This window comes from Pseudomonas fluorescens (genome assembly GCF_902497895.1).
GTDB classification, from domain to species: Bacteria; Pseudomonadota; Gammaproteobacteria; order Pseudomonadales; family Pseudomonadaceae; genus Aquipseudomonas; species Aquipseudomonas fluorescens_BP.
Genome location: NZ_CABVHQ010000022.1, coordinates 42,471 through 58,490, shown reverse-complemented (window position 1 = coordinate 58,490; position 16,020 = coordinate 42,471). Strand labels below are relative to the sequence as shown.

The window sequence follows — 16,020 nt, the reverse complement described above, 5'->3', positions numbered from 1 at the left end:
TGCAGGTGCATGCGGTCGGCGTAGGAGCTGGCGCAGCCTGCGATCTTTTGATCTTTCCTGAGATCGGCGGTGAGCCGGAAAAGATCGCAGCCTGCGGCAGCTCCTACTGATACCAGCTGTTACATTCCCAGATCAGACAGTCCCGGATGCTCATCCGGGCGCCGGCCCAGGGGCCAGTGGAACTTGCGCTCGCTTTCCTTGATCGGCATGTCGTTGATGCAGGCGTAACGGTTGGACATCAGCCCCTGTTCGTCGAATTCCCAGTTTTCATTGCCGTAGGAGCGGTACCAGTTGCCGGAATCGTCGTGCCATTCGTAGGCGTAACGCACAGCGATGCGGTTATCGGTAAAGGCCCAGAGTTCCTTGATCAGCCGGTAGTCGAGCTCCTTGGCCCACTTGCGGGTCAGGAAGCCCTTGGCTTCTTCGCGGTTGCTGGCAAACTCGGCGCGGTTACGCCATTGAGTGTCCAGGGTGTAGGCCAGGGACACCCGTTGCGGGTCGCGGGAGTTCCAGCCGTCTTCGGCCAGGCGAATTTTCTCGATGGCCGACTCGCGGGTGAAGGGCGGAAGTGGCGGACGAACTTCGGCGTTAGATGACATTTCAAGTCTCCACAGAAAGTTAACGTTCAAACAGTTGTTGTCTTGTTTAAATCAATCAAAGGTCCAATAACTTTCGCGCCATGCATTGCGCATTATCGGCGGCACTCTGATCGCCCATGACAAGAGCAACGGTAATGGCGCCGTCGATCAGGATCAGCAGCTGTAAAGCCTGCGCCTGCGGATCCTGCGCGCCATGTTCTTTGCAGAGCTCGGCGAGGTAGTCGAGCAGTTTCTGTTTATGTTCCCTGGCCACCCGTCGTACCGGGTGTTGCGGGTCGCCGGTTTCGCCGCTGGTGTTGATAAAGGCGCAGCCGCGAAAGCCTTCACTGGCGAACCAGTCCTTGAGCACGCTGAACAGGTTCAGCAGGCGCGCCTCTGGAGTGGGGGCCTTGCCGACTTCGCCGCGCAACCAGTGCATCCAGCGTTCATCACGGCGCTGCAAGGCGGCCACGGTCAGCTCGTCCTTGTTGGCAAAGTAGCGGTAGATGCTCTTTCTGGAGACGCCGGCGGTTTTCACCAGCAGATCCATGCCGGTGGCCGCGATGCCACTTTTATAGATCAGCTTTTCGGTGACATCCAGGATGATGTCGCGGGTTTCGTTGCTGTTGATATCGTTCATGTGGTTAACAGTAGAACGTTCGTTCTCCTTGGTCAAGTGGATATTTTGTTGTTCTTTCTGGCCGCAAAAGATCGCAGCCTGCGGCAGCTCCTACGGGATCGATGTTCATCCAGTTATTGCGGGTGTACACGATCGGCGTAGGAGCTGCCGCAGGCTGCGATCTTTTAATCTTTTAATCTTTTAATCTTTTAATCTTTTAATCTTTTAATCTTTTGATCTTCCGCTCACCAGAAGACCCGGGCGTACGCATGGTGTAAGCTCATCCGCTCTTCGGATTCGACCTTTTGCGAGCCCTATGCCGTCGCTTTTCAAACGCTCCCTGCTGCCTAAACTACGCAGTTTTCCGCTGACCGCCGATGCCGTCACCATCTTGTCCGGTGCCGCCGAATTCCGCCGTTGCCTGCTGGAGAAAATCGCCCAGGCGACGCAGCGCATCTATATCGTCGCGCTTTACCTGCAACAGGATGAAGCCGGCCAGGAAATTTTCGATGCCTTGCACGCCGCCAAGGCCGCCCGGCCCGAACTGGATGTAGTGGTGGTGGTCGACTGGTTGCGGGCCCAGCGCGGATTGATCGGTGCCGGCAAGCAGCCGGGCAATTCGGCCTGGTATCAAGAGCAAACCCGCACCCACGCCAGTGAAGTGCCGGTGTACGGGGTGCCGGTGCAGACTCGCGAGTTGTTCGGCGTGTTGCACCTCAAAGGCTTCGTGATCGATGACTGCGTGATCTACAGCGGCGCCAGCCTGAACAACGTCTATCTGCACAAGTTCGACAAGTACCGTTTCGATCGCTATCACGTGCTGCGCAACAGCGCCCTGGCCGACTCCATGCAGCACCTGATCGAGCACGGGCTGATCGGCTCCAGAGCCGTGCACCGCCTCGATCTGCCGAACCTGCCGACTACCCGCAGCCTGCGCAACGACATCGGTGATCTGCGCAGTCGCCTGAAGTACGCGGCCTACGACACCACCTGCGGCAGCCTGAGCAAGGAGGGGTTGTCGGTGAGCCCGCTGCTGGGGGTCGGCAAGAACAATCCATTGAGCCGGGTGATCTGCGAGTTGATTGCCAGCGCCCAGGGACAATTGACGATCTGCACGCCGTATTTCAACCTGCCGCTGGCCGTGACCCGGGAAATCAACCGGGCGCTGGCCCGCGGGGTGAAAGTCGATATCGTGGTCGGCGACAAGACCGCCAATGACTTCTACATTCCGCCGAGCGAACCGTTCAAGGTCATTGCCGCGCTGCCGTACCTGTATGAAATCAGCCTGCGACGCTTCGCCAAGCGCCATCAGCGGATGATCGACAACGGCAAGCTGAACCTGCACCTGTGGCGCGATGGCGACAATACCTATCACCTCAAGGGCCTGTGGGTCGATCAGCGTTACACCTTGCTGACCGGCAACAACCTGAATCCGCGAGCGTTTCGCCTGGACCTGGAAAACGGCTTGCTGATCGATGACCCGAAAAACCAATTGAAGGAACCTCGGGAGGCTGAGCTGCTGGAGATTTTCCGCAACACTCGCCGCATCGAGCAGTATCAGCAGCTGGAAACCCTGGTGGAGTACCCGGCGGCGGTCGGCAAGTTCTTGCGCCGGGTCCGCCGGTTGCGCATCGAGCGCTTGCTCTATCGCATTCTGTAAGGCCTGGCGTCTCTGTAGGAGCTGCCGCAGGCTGCGATCTTTTGACCTTGACCTTGACCTTGACCTTGATCTTGGGCAATCCCCAAAATCGCCAAAAGATCGCAGGCTGCGCCAGCTCCTACACGTTAAGATGAGCGCCCCATTCATTTGCGCAGGGCAGTGCAATCGTCGATGTCGGAAAAAGACACCATCTCCATCCAGCTCGTACGCGAAGCGCTGCTGCAGAGCTGTGCGCCTGGCCCTGCGACGGATGAAGTACTGAACAAGGTCGGCATGGATCCGGCGCTGCTCGATCAACCGCTGGCGCGGGTCCCGGCCACCGACTATGCACGTCTATGGCGCCTGCTGGCCCGGCGCATGGATGATGAATTCTTCGGCATGGATCCACGCAAGCTCAAATCCGGCAGCCTGGAGTTTCTCTGTCGCTCGTCGATGGCGCAATTGACCCTGGCCGCGGGACTGGAGTCGGGTCTGGGTTTTTTGTCGCTGATGCTCGAGCGGATGCCGGCGCAGCTGGTTCAGCAGCAAAGCCTGGCGGAAATCGTCCTGCTGGAGGACGAGCAGGAGCCACGCCGGGCGTTCACCTATTTCACCTATTGGATGATCGTCCACGGCGTCGCCTGCTGGCTGGCCGGGCGGCGGATTCCGATCCTGGCCGTTGAGCTGCGTTGCCCGGAACCGGATTTTTGCGACGACTATAAGGTCATGTTTTCCCAGAACCTGCGCTTCGATCGACCGCGAACCCGGATGATTTTTGCCGCCGATTGCCTCGAGCTGCCGATCAAGCGCAGCCGTGAAGAGCTCAAGCGGTTTCTGGCCCATGCGCCGGCCAATATCCTGGTCAAGTATCGCGATCCCGAAAGCCTGGCCAGCCGGATCAAACACGATCTGCGCCAGTTGCCCGCCGAAGGCTGGCCGGAAACCGAGAGCCTGGCGCAAAGCCTGTGCATGTCGGCCTCGACCTTGCGCCGCCGTCTGGCCGAAGAGGGTCAGACCTACCAAGGGCTCAAAGACAGCGTGCGCAAGGAACTGGCGGTTCTCTGGCTGGCCGAGCCGCAGATCAGCTTCGCCGAGATCGCCACGCGGCTGGGGTTTGCCGATGCCAGTTCGTTCTACAAGGCGTTTCGCAAATGGTCGGGGTCCAATCCCGGGCATTATCGGAGTTTGATCCTGAATGAGGCGGGGTAGCGGGTAGGAGCTGCCGAAGGCTGCGATCTTTTGATCTTTCCCACAGACAACTCGTTGTCTGAATGGACGCCAGGATCAAAAGATTGCAGCCTCGTTTCACTCGACAGCTCCTACACAGCTCCTACACAGCTCCTACACAGCTCCTACCCAGCTCCTACGCCAACCGGGCACACCCGAATATCTCGATCGAGCGTAAAGCCCCGTAGGCGAGCTTGCTCGCGATAGCGCCGGCACAGGCAACAGATCCCTGATCCTTGGCCAAACCAGTCAAACAACTTGATAGCTTTGACCATTGCCCTGCACCCCCTGCGGGGTGAGTATTTCCCTGATTTTTATGTGGTTCCCGTCCAAATAGAATAATGAGGGATTATGGCGATGCGCGATTACCTGGCTGCCACTGCACAATTCGATTACCAAAAAACTGTCGATGAAGCCCTCAAGGGCACACTGGCGGGGCTCAATGCCTGTGTCGAGTGCTGCGACCGGCACGCCTTGCCCGGGCGTATTGCGTTGTTCTGGGAAGGCCGCGACGGCGCCAGTGCGACCTATACCTTCAGCGAGTTGCAGGACAAGGCCGCGCGCTTCGCCAACTTCCTGCTGGCCCAGGGCGTCAGGAAGGGCGACAAGGTCGCCGGCCTGTTGCCGCGCAATGTCGAATTGCTGATCACCGTCCTCGCCACCTGGCGCATCGGTGCGGTCTATCAGCCGCTGTTTACCGCTTTCGGCCCCAAGGCCATCGAGCATCGACTGAGCAGCTCCGGTGCCGCCGTGGTGGTGACCGATGCCGGCAACCGTTCCAAGCTCAGCGAAGTGCCCGACTGCCCGACCATCGTCACAGTCGGCGGCCCCAAGGGCCTGGGCATCGTGCGCGGCGATTTCAGTTTCTGGGCCGAACAGGCCAATTATTCGGCGGACTGTGAGCCGGTGCTGCTCAGCGGCGAAGATCCTTTCCTGCTGATGTTCACCTCGGGCACCACGGGCCCCTCCAAGGCCCTGTCGGTACCGCTCAAGGCAATCGTGGCGTTCCAGAGCTACACCCGCGACGCAGTGGACCTGCGCCCGGAAGACGCGTTCTGGAACGTCGCCGATCCGGGTTGGGCTTATGGCATCTATTTCGGCGTCACCGGCCCCTTGGCCATGGGCCATCCGATCACTTTCTACGATGGCCCGTTCACCCTGGAAAGCACCTGCCGGGTGATCAACAAGTACGGCATCACCAACCTGACCGGTTCGCCGACCGCCTATCGCTTGCTGATCGCCGGCGGTGACGAGTTCGCCCGCTCGATCAAGGGCAAGCTGCGGATCGTCAGCAGCGCCGGCGAGCCGCTGAACCCGGAAGTGATCCGCTGGTTCGCCGACAACCTCGGCGTGGTCATCCATGACCATTACGGCCAGACCGAACTGGGCATGGTGCTGTGCAACCACCACGCGCTGGAGCACCCGGTACATGTCGGTTCGGCCGGGTTCGCCTCACCGGGACACCGGATCGTGGTGCTCGATGAGAACTTCGAGGAATTGCCGGTCGGGCATCCGGGGATTCTGGCCATCGACCGCGCCCAGTCACCGATGTGCTGGTTCGCCGGCTACGAAGGCGCTGCAACCAAAGCCTTCGTCGGCAATTACTACCTCAGCGGCGACACCGTGGAGCTGAACCCGGACGGCAGCATCAGTTTCGTCGGCCGCAGTGATGACGTGATCACCACTTCAGGCTATCGGGTTGGCCCGTTCGACGTGGAAAGCGCGCTGATCGAACACCCGGCAGTGGTTGAAGCGGCGGTGGTCGGCAAGCCGGATCCGGAGCGCACCGAACTGGTCAAAGCCTTCGTCGTGCTCAGCGCGCAATACCGTGCTTCGCCGGAGCTGGCCGAAGAACTGCGCCAGCATGTGCGCAAGCGCCTGGCGGCGCACTCGTACCCCCGTGAAATCGAATTTGTCAGCGAGTTGCCGAAAACCCCAAGCGGCAAGTTGCAGCGCTTTATCTTGCGCAACCAGGAAATCGCCAAGGCTCAAGAGGCCGCGGCTCACAAGGTTTGAACCGAAGGAAAAAATGATGCAGATCGAAAACAAGATTTTTCTGGTCAGCGGCGGCGCATCCGGCCTGGGCGCCGCTACCGCTGAAATGCTGGTGGCCGCCGGCGCCAAGGTGATGCTGGTGGATATGAACGCCGAAGCCGTGGCCGCCCAAGCGCAAAAGCTGGGTCCGCGGGCGCAGAGCGTCGTCGCCGATATCAGCCAGGAAGCCGCCGCCGAGGCAGCAGTCAAGGCGGCGGTCGCCACTTTTGGCGGCCTGCATGGGCTGGTCAACTGCGCGGGCATCGTGCGTGGCGAGAAAATCCTCGGCAAGAACGGTCCCCACAGCCTGGACAGCTTCAGCCAGGTGATCAACGTCAACCTGATCGGCAGTTTCAATCTGCTGCGTCTGGCGGCCGCGGCCATTGCCGAAGGCCAGGCCGATGCCGACGGCGAGCGCGGGGTGATCATCAACACCGCCTCGGCCGCGGCCTTCGATGGCCAGATCGGCCAGGCGGCCTATGCCGCGTCCAAAGGCGCGATTGCCAGCCTGACGCTGCCTGCCGCCCGTGAACTGGCGCGCTACGGCATCCGCGTGATGACCATCGCGCCAGGGATCTTCGAAACGCCGATGATGGCCGGCATGACCCAGGAAGTTCGCGACTCCCTGGCCGCCGGCGTGCCGTTCCCGCCGCGTCTGGGCAAACCGTCCGAGTACGCTGCGCTGGTTAGGCATATCATTGAAAACAGCATGCTCAATGGCGAGGTGATCCGTCTCGACGGTGCCTTGCGCATGGCCGCCAAGTAAGGAGAATTTGTCATGACAATTTCCAACGATCCGATTGTTATCGTCAGCGCCGTCCGCACCCCGATGGGCGCTTTCCAGGGCGAACTGAAAAGCCTCACCGCGCCGCAACTGGGTGCCGCCGCGATTCGCGCCGCTGTTGAGCGCTCCGGCGTTGCCCCCGAGGCTGTAGACGAAGTGTTGTTCGGCTGCGTACTCCCGGCCGGTCTCGGCCAGGCGCCTGCGCGCCAGGCGGCACTGGGTGCCGGCCTCGACAAGTCGACCCGCTGCACCACCCTGAACAAAATGTGCGGTTCCGGCATGGAAGCGGCCATCCTGGCCCACGACATGCTTGTTGCCGGCAGCGCCGAGGTGGTGATTGCCGGCGGCATGGAAAGCATGTCCAACGCACCGTACCTGCTGGACCGCGCCCGTAGCGGCTACCGCATGGGCCATGGCCAGGTCATCGACCATATGTTCCTCGACGGCCTGGAAGATGCCTACGACAAGGGCCGCCTGATGGGCACCTTTGCCGAGGATTGCGCGCAAGCCAACGGTTTCACTCGCGAAGCCCAGGATGCGTTTGCCATTGAGTCGACGACTCGTGCCCAGCAGGCCATCAACGACGGCAGTTTCGCCGCCGAGATCGTCTCATTGCAGGTCATGGTCGGCAAAGAGCAGAAGCTGATCATCGACGATGAGCAACCGCCCAAAGCCAGGCTGGACAAGATCGGCAGTCTGAAACCGGCGTTCCGCGAAGGCGGTACGGTGACCGCGGCCAACTCCAGTTCGATTTCCGACGGCGCCGCGGCATTGCTCTTGATGCGTCGCTCCGAGGCGCAAAACCGTGGCCTCAAGCCACTGGCGGTGATTCACGGCCATGCGGCGTTCGCCGATACGCCGGGCCTGTTCCCGGTGGCACCGGTCGGGGCTATCAAGAAGCTGATGGACAAGACCGGCTGGTCGCTGGATGAAGTCGAGCTGTTCGAGGTCAACGAAGCGTTTGCGGTGGTCAGTCTGGTGACCATGAGCAAACTGGAAATCCCCCATGAAAAGGTCAACATCCACGGCGGCGCCTGCGCCCTGGGCCACCCGATAGGCGCATCCGGTGCACGGATTCTGGTGACGCTGCTTTCGGCCCTGCGCCAGAAAGGCCTGCATCGAGGCGTGGCGGCCATCTGCATCGGCGGCGGCGAAGCCACGGCCATGGCTGTTGAAGTTTTGTATTAAGGAATCCTTATGCTCCCCAATGACGAACAACTGCAGATCAGCGAAGCGGCCCGGCAGTTCGCCCAGGAACGCCTGAAACCCTTCGCTGCCGAGTGGGATCGCGAACATCGCTTCCCCAAGGAAGCTATCGGTGAGATGGCCGCGCTGGGTTTTTTCGGCATGTTGGTGCCGGAGCAATGGGGCGGGTGCGACACCGGTTATCTGGCCTACGCCATGGCCCTGGAAGAAATCGCCGCCGGTGACGGCGCCTGCTCGACCATCATGAGCGTGCACAACTCGGTGGGTTGCGTACCGATCCTCAAGTACGGCAACGATCAACAGAAAGAGCAATTCCTCAAACCCCTGGCCAGCGGCGCGATGCTCGGGGCCTTTGCCCTGACCGAACCCCAGGCCGGCTCCGACGCCAGCGGCCTGAAAACCCGGGCCCGGCTGAACGGCGACCACTACGTACTCAATGGCTGCAAACAGTTCATCACTTCCGGGCAAAACGCCGGGGTGGTGATTGTGTTTGCGGTGACCGATCCAAGTGCCGGCAAACGCGGCATCAGCGCGTTTATCGTGCCGACCGACACGCCGGGCTACAAGGTCGCGCGGATCGAAGACAAACTCGGCCAGCATGCCTCGGACACCTGCCAGATTCTGTTCGAGGACGTGAAAGTGCCGGTCGCCAATCGCCTGGGCGAGGAGGGTGAAGGCTACAGGATCGCCCTGGCCAACCTCGAAGGCGGGCGTGTCGGCATTGCCTCGCAATCGGTGGGCATGGCCCGCGCCGCGTTTGAAGCGGCCCGTGACTATGCCCGCGAGCGGGAAAGTTTCGGCAAGACCCTGATCGAGCACCAGGCCGTGGCCTTTCGCCTGGCAGACATGGCCACCCAGATTGCCGTCGCCCGGCAGATGGTGCATTACGCCGCGGCCCTGCGCGACAGCGGCAAGCCGGCGCTGGTGGAAGCGTCGATGGCCAAGCTGTTCGCCTCGGAGATGGCCGAGAAGGTCTGTTCTTCAGCCTTGCAAACCCTCGGTGGCTATGGCTATTTGAGCGACTTCCCGTTGGAACGCATTTACCGCGATGTGCGCGTCTGCCAGATCTACGAAGGCACCAGCGACATTCAGCGCATGGTTATTTCGCGCAATCTTTGAATCTCTACCGTTGAATCAGGAACTATTCATGAGCTATGAAACGATTTTGTTGGAAATCCACGGCCGCGTCGGTCTGATTACCCTCAACCGCCCACAAGCCTTGAATGCGCTGAATGCGCAGATCGTCAGCGAGTTGAACCAGGCCCTGGATGGCCTGGAAGCCAACCCCGAAATCGGCTGTATCGTGCTCACGGGGTCGAAGAAGGCCTTCGCCGCCGGTGCCGACATCAAGGAAATGGCCGAGCTGACCTATCCGCAGATCTACCTCGACGATCTGTTCAGCGACAGTGATCGAGTGGCCAACCGCCGCAAGCCGATCATCGCCGCGGTCGCCGGGTTTGCCCTGGGTGGTGGCTGTGAGCTGGCGTTGATGTGCGACTTCATCCTGGCCGGCGACAACGCCAGATTCGGCCAGCCGGAAATCAACCTCGGCGTACTGCCGGGCATGGGCGGCACCCAGCGCCTGACCCGCGCAGTGGGCAAGGCCAAGGCCATGGAGATGTGCCTGAGCGGGCGCTTGATCGATGCGGTGGAAGCCGAACGCGCCGGGATCGTGGCGCGCATCGTGCCGGTGGATGAACTGCTTGAAGAGGCGCTGAAAGTGGCGGCGGTGATCGCCAGCAAATCCCTGCCGATCGCGATGATGGTCAAGGAAAGCGTGAATCGCGCCTTTGAAGTCAGCCTGTCCGAAGGCGTGCGTTTCGAACGCCGGGTGTTCCATGCGGCATTTGCCATCGAAGATCGCAAGGAAGGGATGGCGGCGTTTATCGACAAGCGTGCGGCGCAGTTTAAAGGGAAGTAAATTGGTGCCTTGAAAAGATCGCAGCCTGCGGCAGCTCCTACACCGACCGCGTTCACCCGTTAATACCGGGTGTACGCAAATCCCGTAGGAGCTGCCGATAGGCTGCGATCTTTTGCTTCAGATCTGATAGTTCTTCAAATCCCGCGCAATCACCATCCGCTGTATCTCGCTCGACCCTTCATAAATCTGGGTAATCCGCGCATCGCGGTAGTAGCGCTCCACCGGATAATCTTCCAGATAACCGTAACCGCCGTGGATCTGGATCGCCGAAGAACAGACCTTTTCCGCCATTTCCGAGGCAAACAGCTTGGCCTGTGAGGCTTCCGACAGGCAGGGTTTGCCGGCGCTGCGCAGCCGCGCCGCGTGCAAAATCAACAGGCGCGCCGCGTTCAGGCGGGTGTGCATGTCCGCCAGCAGGTTGGCGATGCTCTGGTGCTCGATGATCGGTTTGTCGAACTGCACCCGATCGCGGGCGTAGGCCAGCGCTGCTTCAAAGGCCGCACGAGCAATGCCCAGGGCTTGTGCGGCGATACCGATTCGACCGCCTTCCAGATTGGACAAGGCAATCGCCAGGCCCTTGCCGCGTTCACCCAGCAGGTTGGCTTCGGGAATGGTGCATTGGTTGAGGGTCACGGCGCAGGTGTCCGAAGCGCGGATGCCCATCTTGTGTTCGGTCCGGTCGACGATGAAACCCGGGGTGTCGGTCGGCACCAGGAACGCGGAAATACCCTTTTTACCCAGATCCGGATCAGTCACCGCAAACACAATGGCCAGCTTGGCCCGTTTGCCATTGCTGACGAATTGCTTGGCGCCGTTGATCACCCACTGGCCGTCGCGCAACTCGGCGCGGGTGCGCAGGTTGTGGGCTTCGGAACCGGCCTGGGGTTCGGTCAGGGCGAAGCAGCCGATGGCCTGGCCGCTGGCCAGATCCGGCAGCCAGGTCTGTTTCTGCGCTTCGGTCCCGTAATTCATCACCGGCCCGCAGCCCACCGAATTGTGGATGCTCATCAAGGCCCCGGTGGCGCCGTCACCGGCGGAGATTTCTTCCACCGCCAGGGCATAGGCAACGTAATCGACATAGGTGCCGCCCCATTCCTCGGGGACCACCATGCCGAGCAAGCCCAGCTCGCCCATCTTCGCCACCAGGGCGTCATCGATCCAGCCGGCCTTTTCCCAGGCCTGGGCGTGCGGCGCGATTTCACGGCGGGCAAAGTCCCGGGCCATGTCGCGGATCATGACTTGCTCTTCACTCAATTCAAGGTCGTGCATGGCTCAGCTCCCACTCGTGTCGAAACCGCTGAAGAAACTCGCGACATGCCCGCCATCGAGGGCGTGCAGGGTCGGCGGGTTCCAGCGCGGAGTCTTGTCTTTGTCAATCAGCAAGGCGCGCACGCCTTCGATCAGGTCACCCCGTTCGAACCACTGACGGTCCAGATGCAGCTCCAGGGCGAAGCACGCTTCCAGGCTCAGATGGCGACCACGGCGCAGCATCTCCAAGGTTACGCCCATTGCCAGCGGCGAGCGGGTTTCCAGCAGATTGGCGGTGGCCAAGGCCCATTCGTGGCTGTCGGCGACCGTCACTTCGCGCAACTGCAAGGCGATGCTCGACATATCGGGCAGGGCGAAGAAGTGGTCGATGGCCGGGCGCAGCGCTCGCAGTGGTGCATCAGGCAGTTGTTGCACGGCGAGTTTGGCCAGAAGACCTTGCAGATCCTTGAGCGCAGTGTCGTGCCACTGCAGGCTGTCGAGGCGCTGATCGAGCAGGGTCAGCTGGGCGCTTTCCAGGTACCAGTCGGCCAGCCCGCAATAGAGCGCATCGGCGGCGCGGATCTGCGCGCCGCTGACGCCGAGGTAGATCCCCAGTTCACCGGGGATGCGCGGCAGGAAATAGCTACCGCCGACGTCCGGGAAATAACCGATCGCCACTTCCGGCATCGCCAGGCGGCTGCGTTCGGTGACCACCCGCAGGTCCGCGCCTTGCACCAGGCCCATGCCACCGCCGAGAACAAATCCGTCCATCAGCGCCAGCACCGGTTTGGGGTAGTGGTGGATAGCCAGGTCGAGGGCGTATTCCTCGACGAAAAATTCCTGATGCAGGGTTTGCCCGTTTTTGAAGCTGTCATACAGCGAGCGGATGTCGCCACCAGCGCAGAAGGCCTTTTCGCCGGCACCGCGCAGGACCACCGCATGCACCTGCGGGTCAGCGGCCCAGGCGTCGAGTTGCTGCTGCAGGCAGCGGACCATGTTCAGGGTAATGGCATTGAGACCGGCGGGGCGGTTGAGGGTCAGGTGGCCGATATGGTTGCGGACCTGGGCCAGCACTTCGTTCTGGGCATCGACGTCCCGTGTCACTTGAGATGAAACCTGAGCAGTCATCACTAACTCCCTGCTTTTATTGTTCTTTATAAAAGTATTCGCGCGCGAACGATGACGGATCGTAACAGTGCAAATTTGCCGTGTACAACCCGGATAACTGCAGGTTGGGTGTGCATTTTTGCAGGGTGGCTGCGTCTCGCAGACTGTCTTGAGTCGAGCGCGGTCCCTTGTGGCGAGGGGGCTTGCCCCCGCTCGGCTGCGCAGCAGTCGTAAAATCGGTGCATGCGGTGTACCTGACAAAATGTGGTTGAAGGTTTTAGGGCCGCTGCGCGACCCAGCGGGGGCAAGCCCCCTCGCCACACGTACGATGTTTGCCTCAAGACTTCTGACTGACTGGCATCGGGCCAAGCAAGGGCCACAGCCGATTCGGCTGTCAAATAGCCCTTCTCAGCCCAACCGGGCTGTCTGCGCAGGCCGTTACGACACCTGTCTGAACAAGCACCAACAGGCTCAGACCCGGCTGGACAGCACTTCACCGATACTGCGGCGCCTGGCGTGCAGTTCGCTGGCGTGGATCAACAGTTCGAGGTCCTCGGGGGTCACGTCGAAGAACTCTTGCATGTCTTCCAGCGCGCGCTTCAAGTCTTCGGCGGTGATGCCTGCAGGGTCTATGGGTGGGTGATCGGCGGGAATCACCGGGACCTTCTCTTTATGGCTTTTCGGGTAGCGAATCCGCGTCAGGTTGTTATAGGCCAGCGCGCTGAACAGCATGCATAACGCGCTGAGCATGACCGAGCCCAGGGCCAGCCAGTCCAGGGCGATGGTCGCCGGATCGGCCAGCACCAGCAACAGGGCCAGGGCTCCGGCCGGGGGATGCAGGCAGCGCAGCCAGCACATCAGAATCAGCGCCATGCCGGCGGCCAGGCAAGCACTGCCCAGGCCGCGACCGAGCACATGAGCCACCAACAGCGCAACCACCGCCGCAGTAAAGTAGCCACCCAGTATCGACCACGGCTGAGCCAGGGCGCCGGAGGACACGGCAAACAGCAACACCGCCGAAGCGCCCAGCGGACCGATCAGGTGCAATGCAACCCCCATCCCGAACACTTTCGCGCAGCACCAGACACTGAACAGAGTCCCGAGGGACATGCCGATGGCGGCACGACTCCATTCGGCGGGGCGGGTATTGATGGCGGCAGGTAACCAGCGAGCGAACATGGCGAAGACGATCCAATGACAAAAAAACCGACAAAAAAAAGGGCCCTCTGGAGCACCAGAGAGCCCTTTGAACGTTCCAGCATTTGGGGGAGGAACCGGCACAGTGTGCCGATGAACGGCATCCTCTACAAATTCATAATAATGCGGTTTAACTTCATTAGTTTTGCTGTATCGCCGCTCTAATCGGGTACCGATGGCTGGCACAAGTCGAGCGGCCTGCACACCACTTTGCCCAACATCCGGTCATTGGCTTCGTTGTTGAAAAGCCCCCATTCAATACGCTCGCGCAACCCCGGTTTTTCCGCCAGCGGTCCCTTGAGTGCTACCAGGGCATTACGCAACTCTCTCAGTTTGTTCAGTTGGGGCAAGGGCAGTAGAGTCTGGCAGGCAAGTGGGTTGTTGCCCTCGCGCAACTGAGGGGCATGGCGTGGCTGTGCGCTAAGGGGGTCATCTTCGGGCATGGAGGCATCTGGAGTGGTTTGGCGAGTAGCTCATGAAAATTTATTGTAAGTCGATTTTACTGGGTAATTATGAGCCGCTCTGGGGACGCTCATAGGTGATGGTTACCGATTTATATGTAGGTTTTTTCTGCAAGAGAGGAGGGTGCAAGAGTTTTCGGCGACAGCGATGGCATGTACCCTTGGCATTGGCTAACCGGGGATTTTAGCCTGGGCAATGGTCGGAAAATCGGAAAAACCGGGCAAAAAGCTGTATATCCGAGTGTCGGGCAGCTAAGGTTCGGGGTCTGCGCTACGGCGACTTTTTGCCGAGAAAAAACCCTTTATTGCATTAAGTTCGCTCAACTGAATGACGGGTTCCGTCTGAAGCCCTGAACACCTGTAGGAGCAGCCGGGCGGCGTTCCGTTTGCTCGCGAAAGACTCAAGGGCGGCGCGTTTATTCAGAAAACACGCGTTGTCGTTGACGTCCATCGCGAGCAAACGGAACGCCGCCCGGCTGCTCCTACAGGACTAGCAGGTTGAGCTATTTTCATTTAAGGCCTGTTCAGTTTGATTGATCAACCCGATACCGAATCACCGAATACCTCAAGCGCCACCCAGGGCAAGGCGAATCCACTGACGCTCTACCTGGCGCGTCTGGCGCCTTCCAGTCGGCTGACCATGCGCTATGTGCTGCAGGATGCCGCGGACCGGCTGGGATTCGACGAGGTCAATATCGAAGAAATCCCCTGGCATGACCTGCAACCTGGCGACGTCATCGCCCTGGTTGCGGCCTTGCGTACCGATGGTTATGCACCCAACACCTCATCCTTGTACGTCAATGCTGTGCGCGGGGTGATGAACGAAGCGTGGCGCCTGAGCCTGATCACCCAGGACCATCTGTTGAAAATGCGCTCGGTCAAGCCCATCGCCGGCACACGCCTGTCCCAGGGGCGTAATCTCAAACGCACGCTGATTCAGGACCTGATGGCGGTCTGTGCCGCCGATCCACGCCCCCAGGGACTGCGGGACGCCGCGGTGATTGCGATCCTGTATGGCTCAGGCATGCGCAAATCCGAGTCGGTGAACCTGGAGCTCAAGCAGGTCGACTTCAATGAGCGCAGCTTGCGAGTCACCGGCAAAGGCAACAAGGAGCTGATCAAATACGCACCCACCTGGGCGTTCGCCAAGCTGGATGCATGGCTGGAGTTTCGCCGCTCGCACCTGGTCGAAGGGCAGGAGGACGATCCATTTCTGTTCAACCGGATCCGCCGCGGCAGTCATATCACCCGTGAGCGCATTACCAAGCACGCGATTTACTACATTGCCCGGCAACGCGGCGCCCAGGTCGGGGTGAAAATCATGCCCCATGATTTTCGGCGTTCATTCATCACCCGAGTGATCGAAGAGCACGACTTGTCGATCGCGCAAAAGCTCGCCCATCACAGCAACATCCAGACCACCGCGAATTACGATGTGCGGGATGACAACGAGCGGCGCAGGGCGATCGATCGGTTCGACCTTTGAAGGGCCTCTCAGGCTCGCGTGTCACGGCTGTGCTGCTCGATGGAAAGGTCAGTCCAATCCCCGCGAATATACTGTTCGAACTGGCGGATCAGGTCGGCCTGTTCAACGATGGCTTCCTTGACCAGGTCGCCAATGGACAGCAGGCCCAGCAGCTGACCGTTGTCCACCACCGGCAAGTGGCGCAGGTGGCTGTCGGTCATGACGCCCATGCACTGCTCGATGCTTTGGCTGGAGTCCACCGTCACCACCGGCGCGCTCATGATCGCGCGGACCGGGGTGCCGACCGAGGAGCGTCCCTGGAGCACGATCTTGCGTGCGTAGTCGCGCTCGCTGATCACGCCGACCACCTGGCCGTTTTCGATCACCGGTAGCGCGCCGACATTTTTTTCCGCCATCACCTTCAGGGCTTCCAGCACCATCTGCTCGGGGCCGATGGTATGGACCTGCTGGTTTTGCCGGGCCTTTAACTTCAGGAGTTGCGCAACGCTTTTCATCGGGATTTCTCCAGTGCTG

15 protein-coding genes are annotated in these 16,020 nt (G+C 60.6%); 8 read left to right on the top strand and 7 right to left on the bottom strand.

Annotated elements, in window-relative coordinates; all coding sequences use genetic code 11:
* Positions 1 to 119 precede the first annotated feature (119 nt).
* Together F8N21_RS13420 and F8N21_RS13415 are read right to left on the bottom strand one after the other, a co-directional pair.
* On the bottom strand, positions 120 to 599 hold the full coding sequence (locus tag F8N21_RS13420; protein WP_150642600.1) for a DUF1348 family protein: 480 nt from the start codon (positions 597 to 599) through the stop codon (positions 120 to 122).
* A gap of 55 nt (positions 600 to 654) precedes the next feature.
* A complete protein-coding gene (locus F8N21_RS13415; protein WP_150642599.1) occupies positions 655 to 1,218 on the bottom strand; it encodes a TetR/AcrR family transcriptional regulator in 564 nt (187 codons plus the stop codon).
* Between the two features lie 295 nt (positions 1,219 to 1,513).
* On the opposite strand from F8N21_RS13415, the gene pssA reads away from it, so the two are divergent.
* From pssA to F8N21_RS13380, 7 genes are all read left to right on the top strand, one after another.
* The gene (gene pssA, locus F8N21_RS13410; protein WP_150642598.1) at positions 1,514 to 2,857 is read left to right on the top strand and encodes a CDP-diacylglycerol--serine O-phosphatidyltransferase; all 1,344 of its coding nucleotides are present in this window, start codon (positions 1,514 to 1,516) and stop codon (positions 2,855 to 2,857) included.
* A gap of 171 nt (positions 2,858 to 3,028) precedes the next feature.
* A complete protein-coding gene (locus F8N21_RS13405) occupies positions 3,029 to 4,045 on the top strand; it encodes an AraC family transcriptional regulator (RefSeq protein ID WP_150642597.1) in 1,017 nt (338 codons plus the stop codon).
* A 375-nt stretch (positions 4,046 to 4,420) separates the two neighbouring features.
* On the top strand, positions 4,421 to 6,079 hold the full coding sequence (locus tag F8N21_RS13400) for an AMP-binding protein (RefSeq protein ID WP_150642596.1): 1,659 nt from the start codon (positions 4,421 to 4,423) through the stop codon (positions 6,077 to 6,079).
* Positions 6,080 to 6,095: 16 nt separating this feature from the next.
* A complete protein-coding gene (locus F8N21_RS13395; protein WP_150642595.1) occupies positions 6,096 to 6,863 on the top strand; it encodes an SDR family NAD(P)-dependent oxidoreductase in 768 nt (255 codons plus the stop codon).
* Between the two features lie 12 nt (positions 6,864 to 6,875).
* Positions 6,876 to 8,069: an acetyl-CoA C-acyltransferase gene (locus F8N21_RS13390; RefSeq protein ID WP_150642594.1), complete on the top strand. Its 1,194-nt coding sequence runs from the start codon at positions 6,876 to 6,878 to the stop codon at positions 8,067 to 8,069.
* 9 nt (positions 8,070 to 8,078) lie between these two features.
* Entirely contained in the window at positions 8,079 to 9,206 is a 1,128-nt protein-coding gene (locus F8N21_RS13385) for an acyl-CoA dehydrogenase (RefSeq protein ID WP_150642593.1), read from the top strand.
* Between the two features lie 28 nt (positions 9,207 to 9,234).
* On the top strand, positions 9,235 to 10,008 hold the full coding sequence (locus F8N21_RS13380) for an enoyl-CoA hydratase (protein ID WP_150642592.1): 774 nt from the start codon (positions 9,235 to 9,237) through the stop codon (positions 10,006 to 10,008).
* Between the two features lie 117 nt (positions 10,009 to 10,125).
* Here the strand turns inward: F8N21_RS13380 and F8N21_RS13375 are convergent, their stop codons facing one another.
* The 4 genes from F8N21_RS13375 to F8N21_RS13360 form a co-directional block, all read right to left on the bottom strand.
* Positions 10,126 to 11,277 (bottom strand): acyl-CoA dehydrogenase family protein, encoded by a 1,152-nt coding sequence (locus F8N21_RS13375; protein WP_150642591.1) that lies wholly within the window; start codon positions 11,275 to 11,277, stop codon positions 10,126 to 10,128.
* Positions 11,278 to 11,280: 3 nt separating this feature from the next.
* Positions 11,281 to 12,384 carry an enoyl-CoA hydratase/isomerase family protein gene (locus F8N21_RS13370; protein ID WP_150642590.1) on the bottom strand — a complete coding sequence of 368 codons (1,104 nt, stop codon included), beginning with the start codon at positions 12,382 to 12,384 and terminating at the stop codon, positions 11,281 to 11,283.
* Between the two features lie 450 nt (positions 12,385 to 12,834).
* The gene (locus F8N21_RS13365; protein WP_150642589.1) at positions 12,835 to 13,542 is read right to left on the bottom strand and encodes an HPP family protein; all 708 of its coding nucleotides are present in this window, start codon (positions 13,540 to 13,542) and stop codon (positions 12,835 to 12,837) included.
* A 179-nt stretch (positions 13,543 to 13,721) separates the two neighbouring features.
* Positions 13,722 to 14,003, bottom strand: a complete 282-nt coding sequence (locus F8N21_RS13360) for a type VI secretion system contractile sheath small subunit (protein WP_150642588.1) — start codon at positions 14,001 to 14,003, stop codon at positions 13,722 to 13,724.
* A 658-nt stretch (positions 14,004 to 14,661) separates the two neighbouring features.
* Here F8N21_RS13360 and xerC point away from each other — a divergent pair.
* Positions 14,662 to 15,507: a tyrosine recombinase XerC gene (xerC, locus tag F8N21_RS13355; RefSeq protein WP_412071642.1), complete on the top strand. Its 846-nt coding sequence runs from the start codon at positions 14,662 to 14,664 to the stop codon at positions 15,505 to 15,507.
* A gap of 8 nt (positions 15,508 to 15,515) precedes the next feature.
* Here the strand turns inward: xerC and F8N21_RS13350 are convergent, their stop codons facing one another.
* Entirely contained in the window at positions 15,516 to 16,001 is a 486-nt protein-coding gene (locus F8N21_RS13350) for a CBS domain-containing protein (RefSeq protein ID WP_150642586.1), read from the bottom strand.
* Positions 16,002 to 16,020 lie beyond the last annotated feature (19 nt).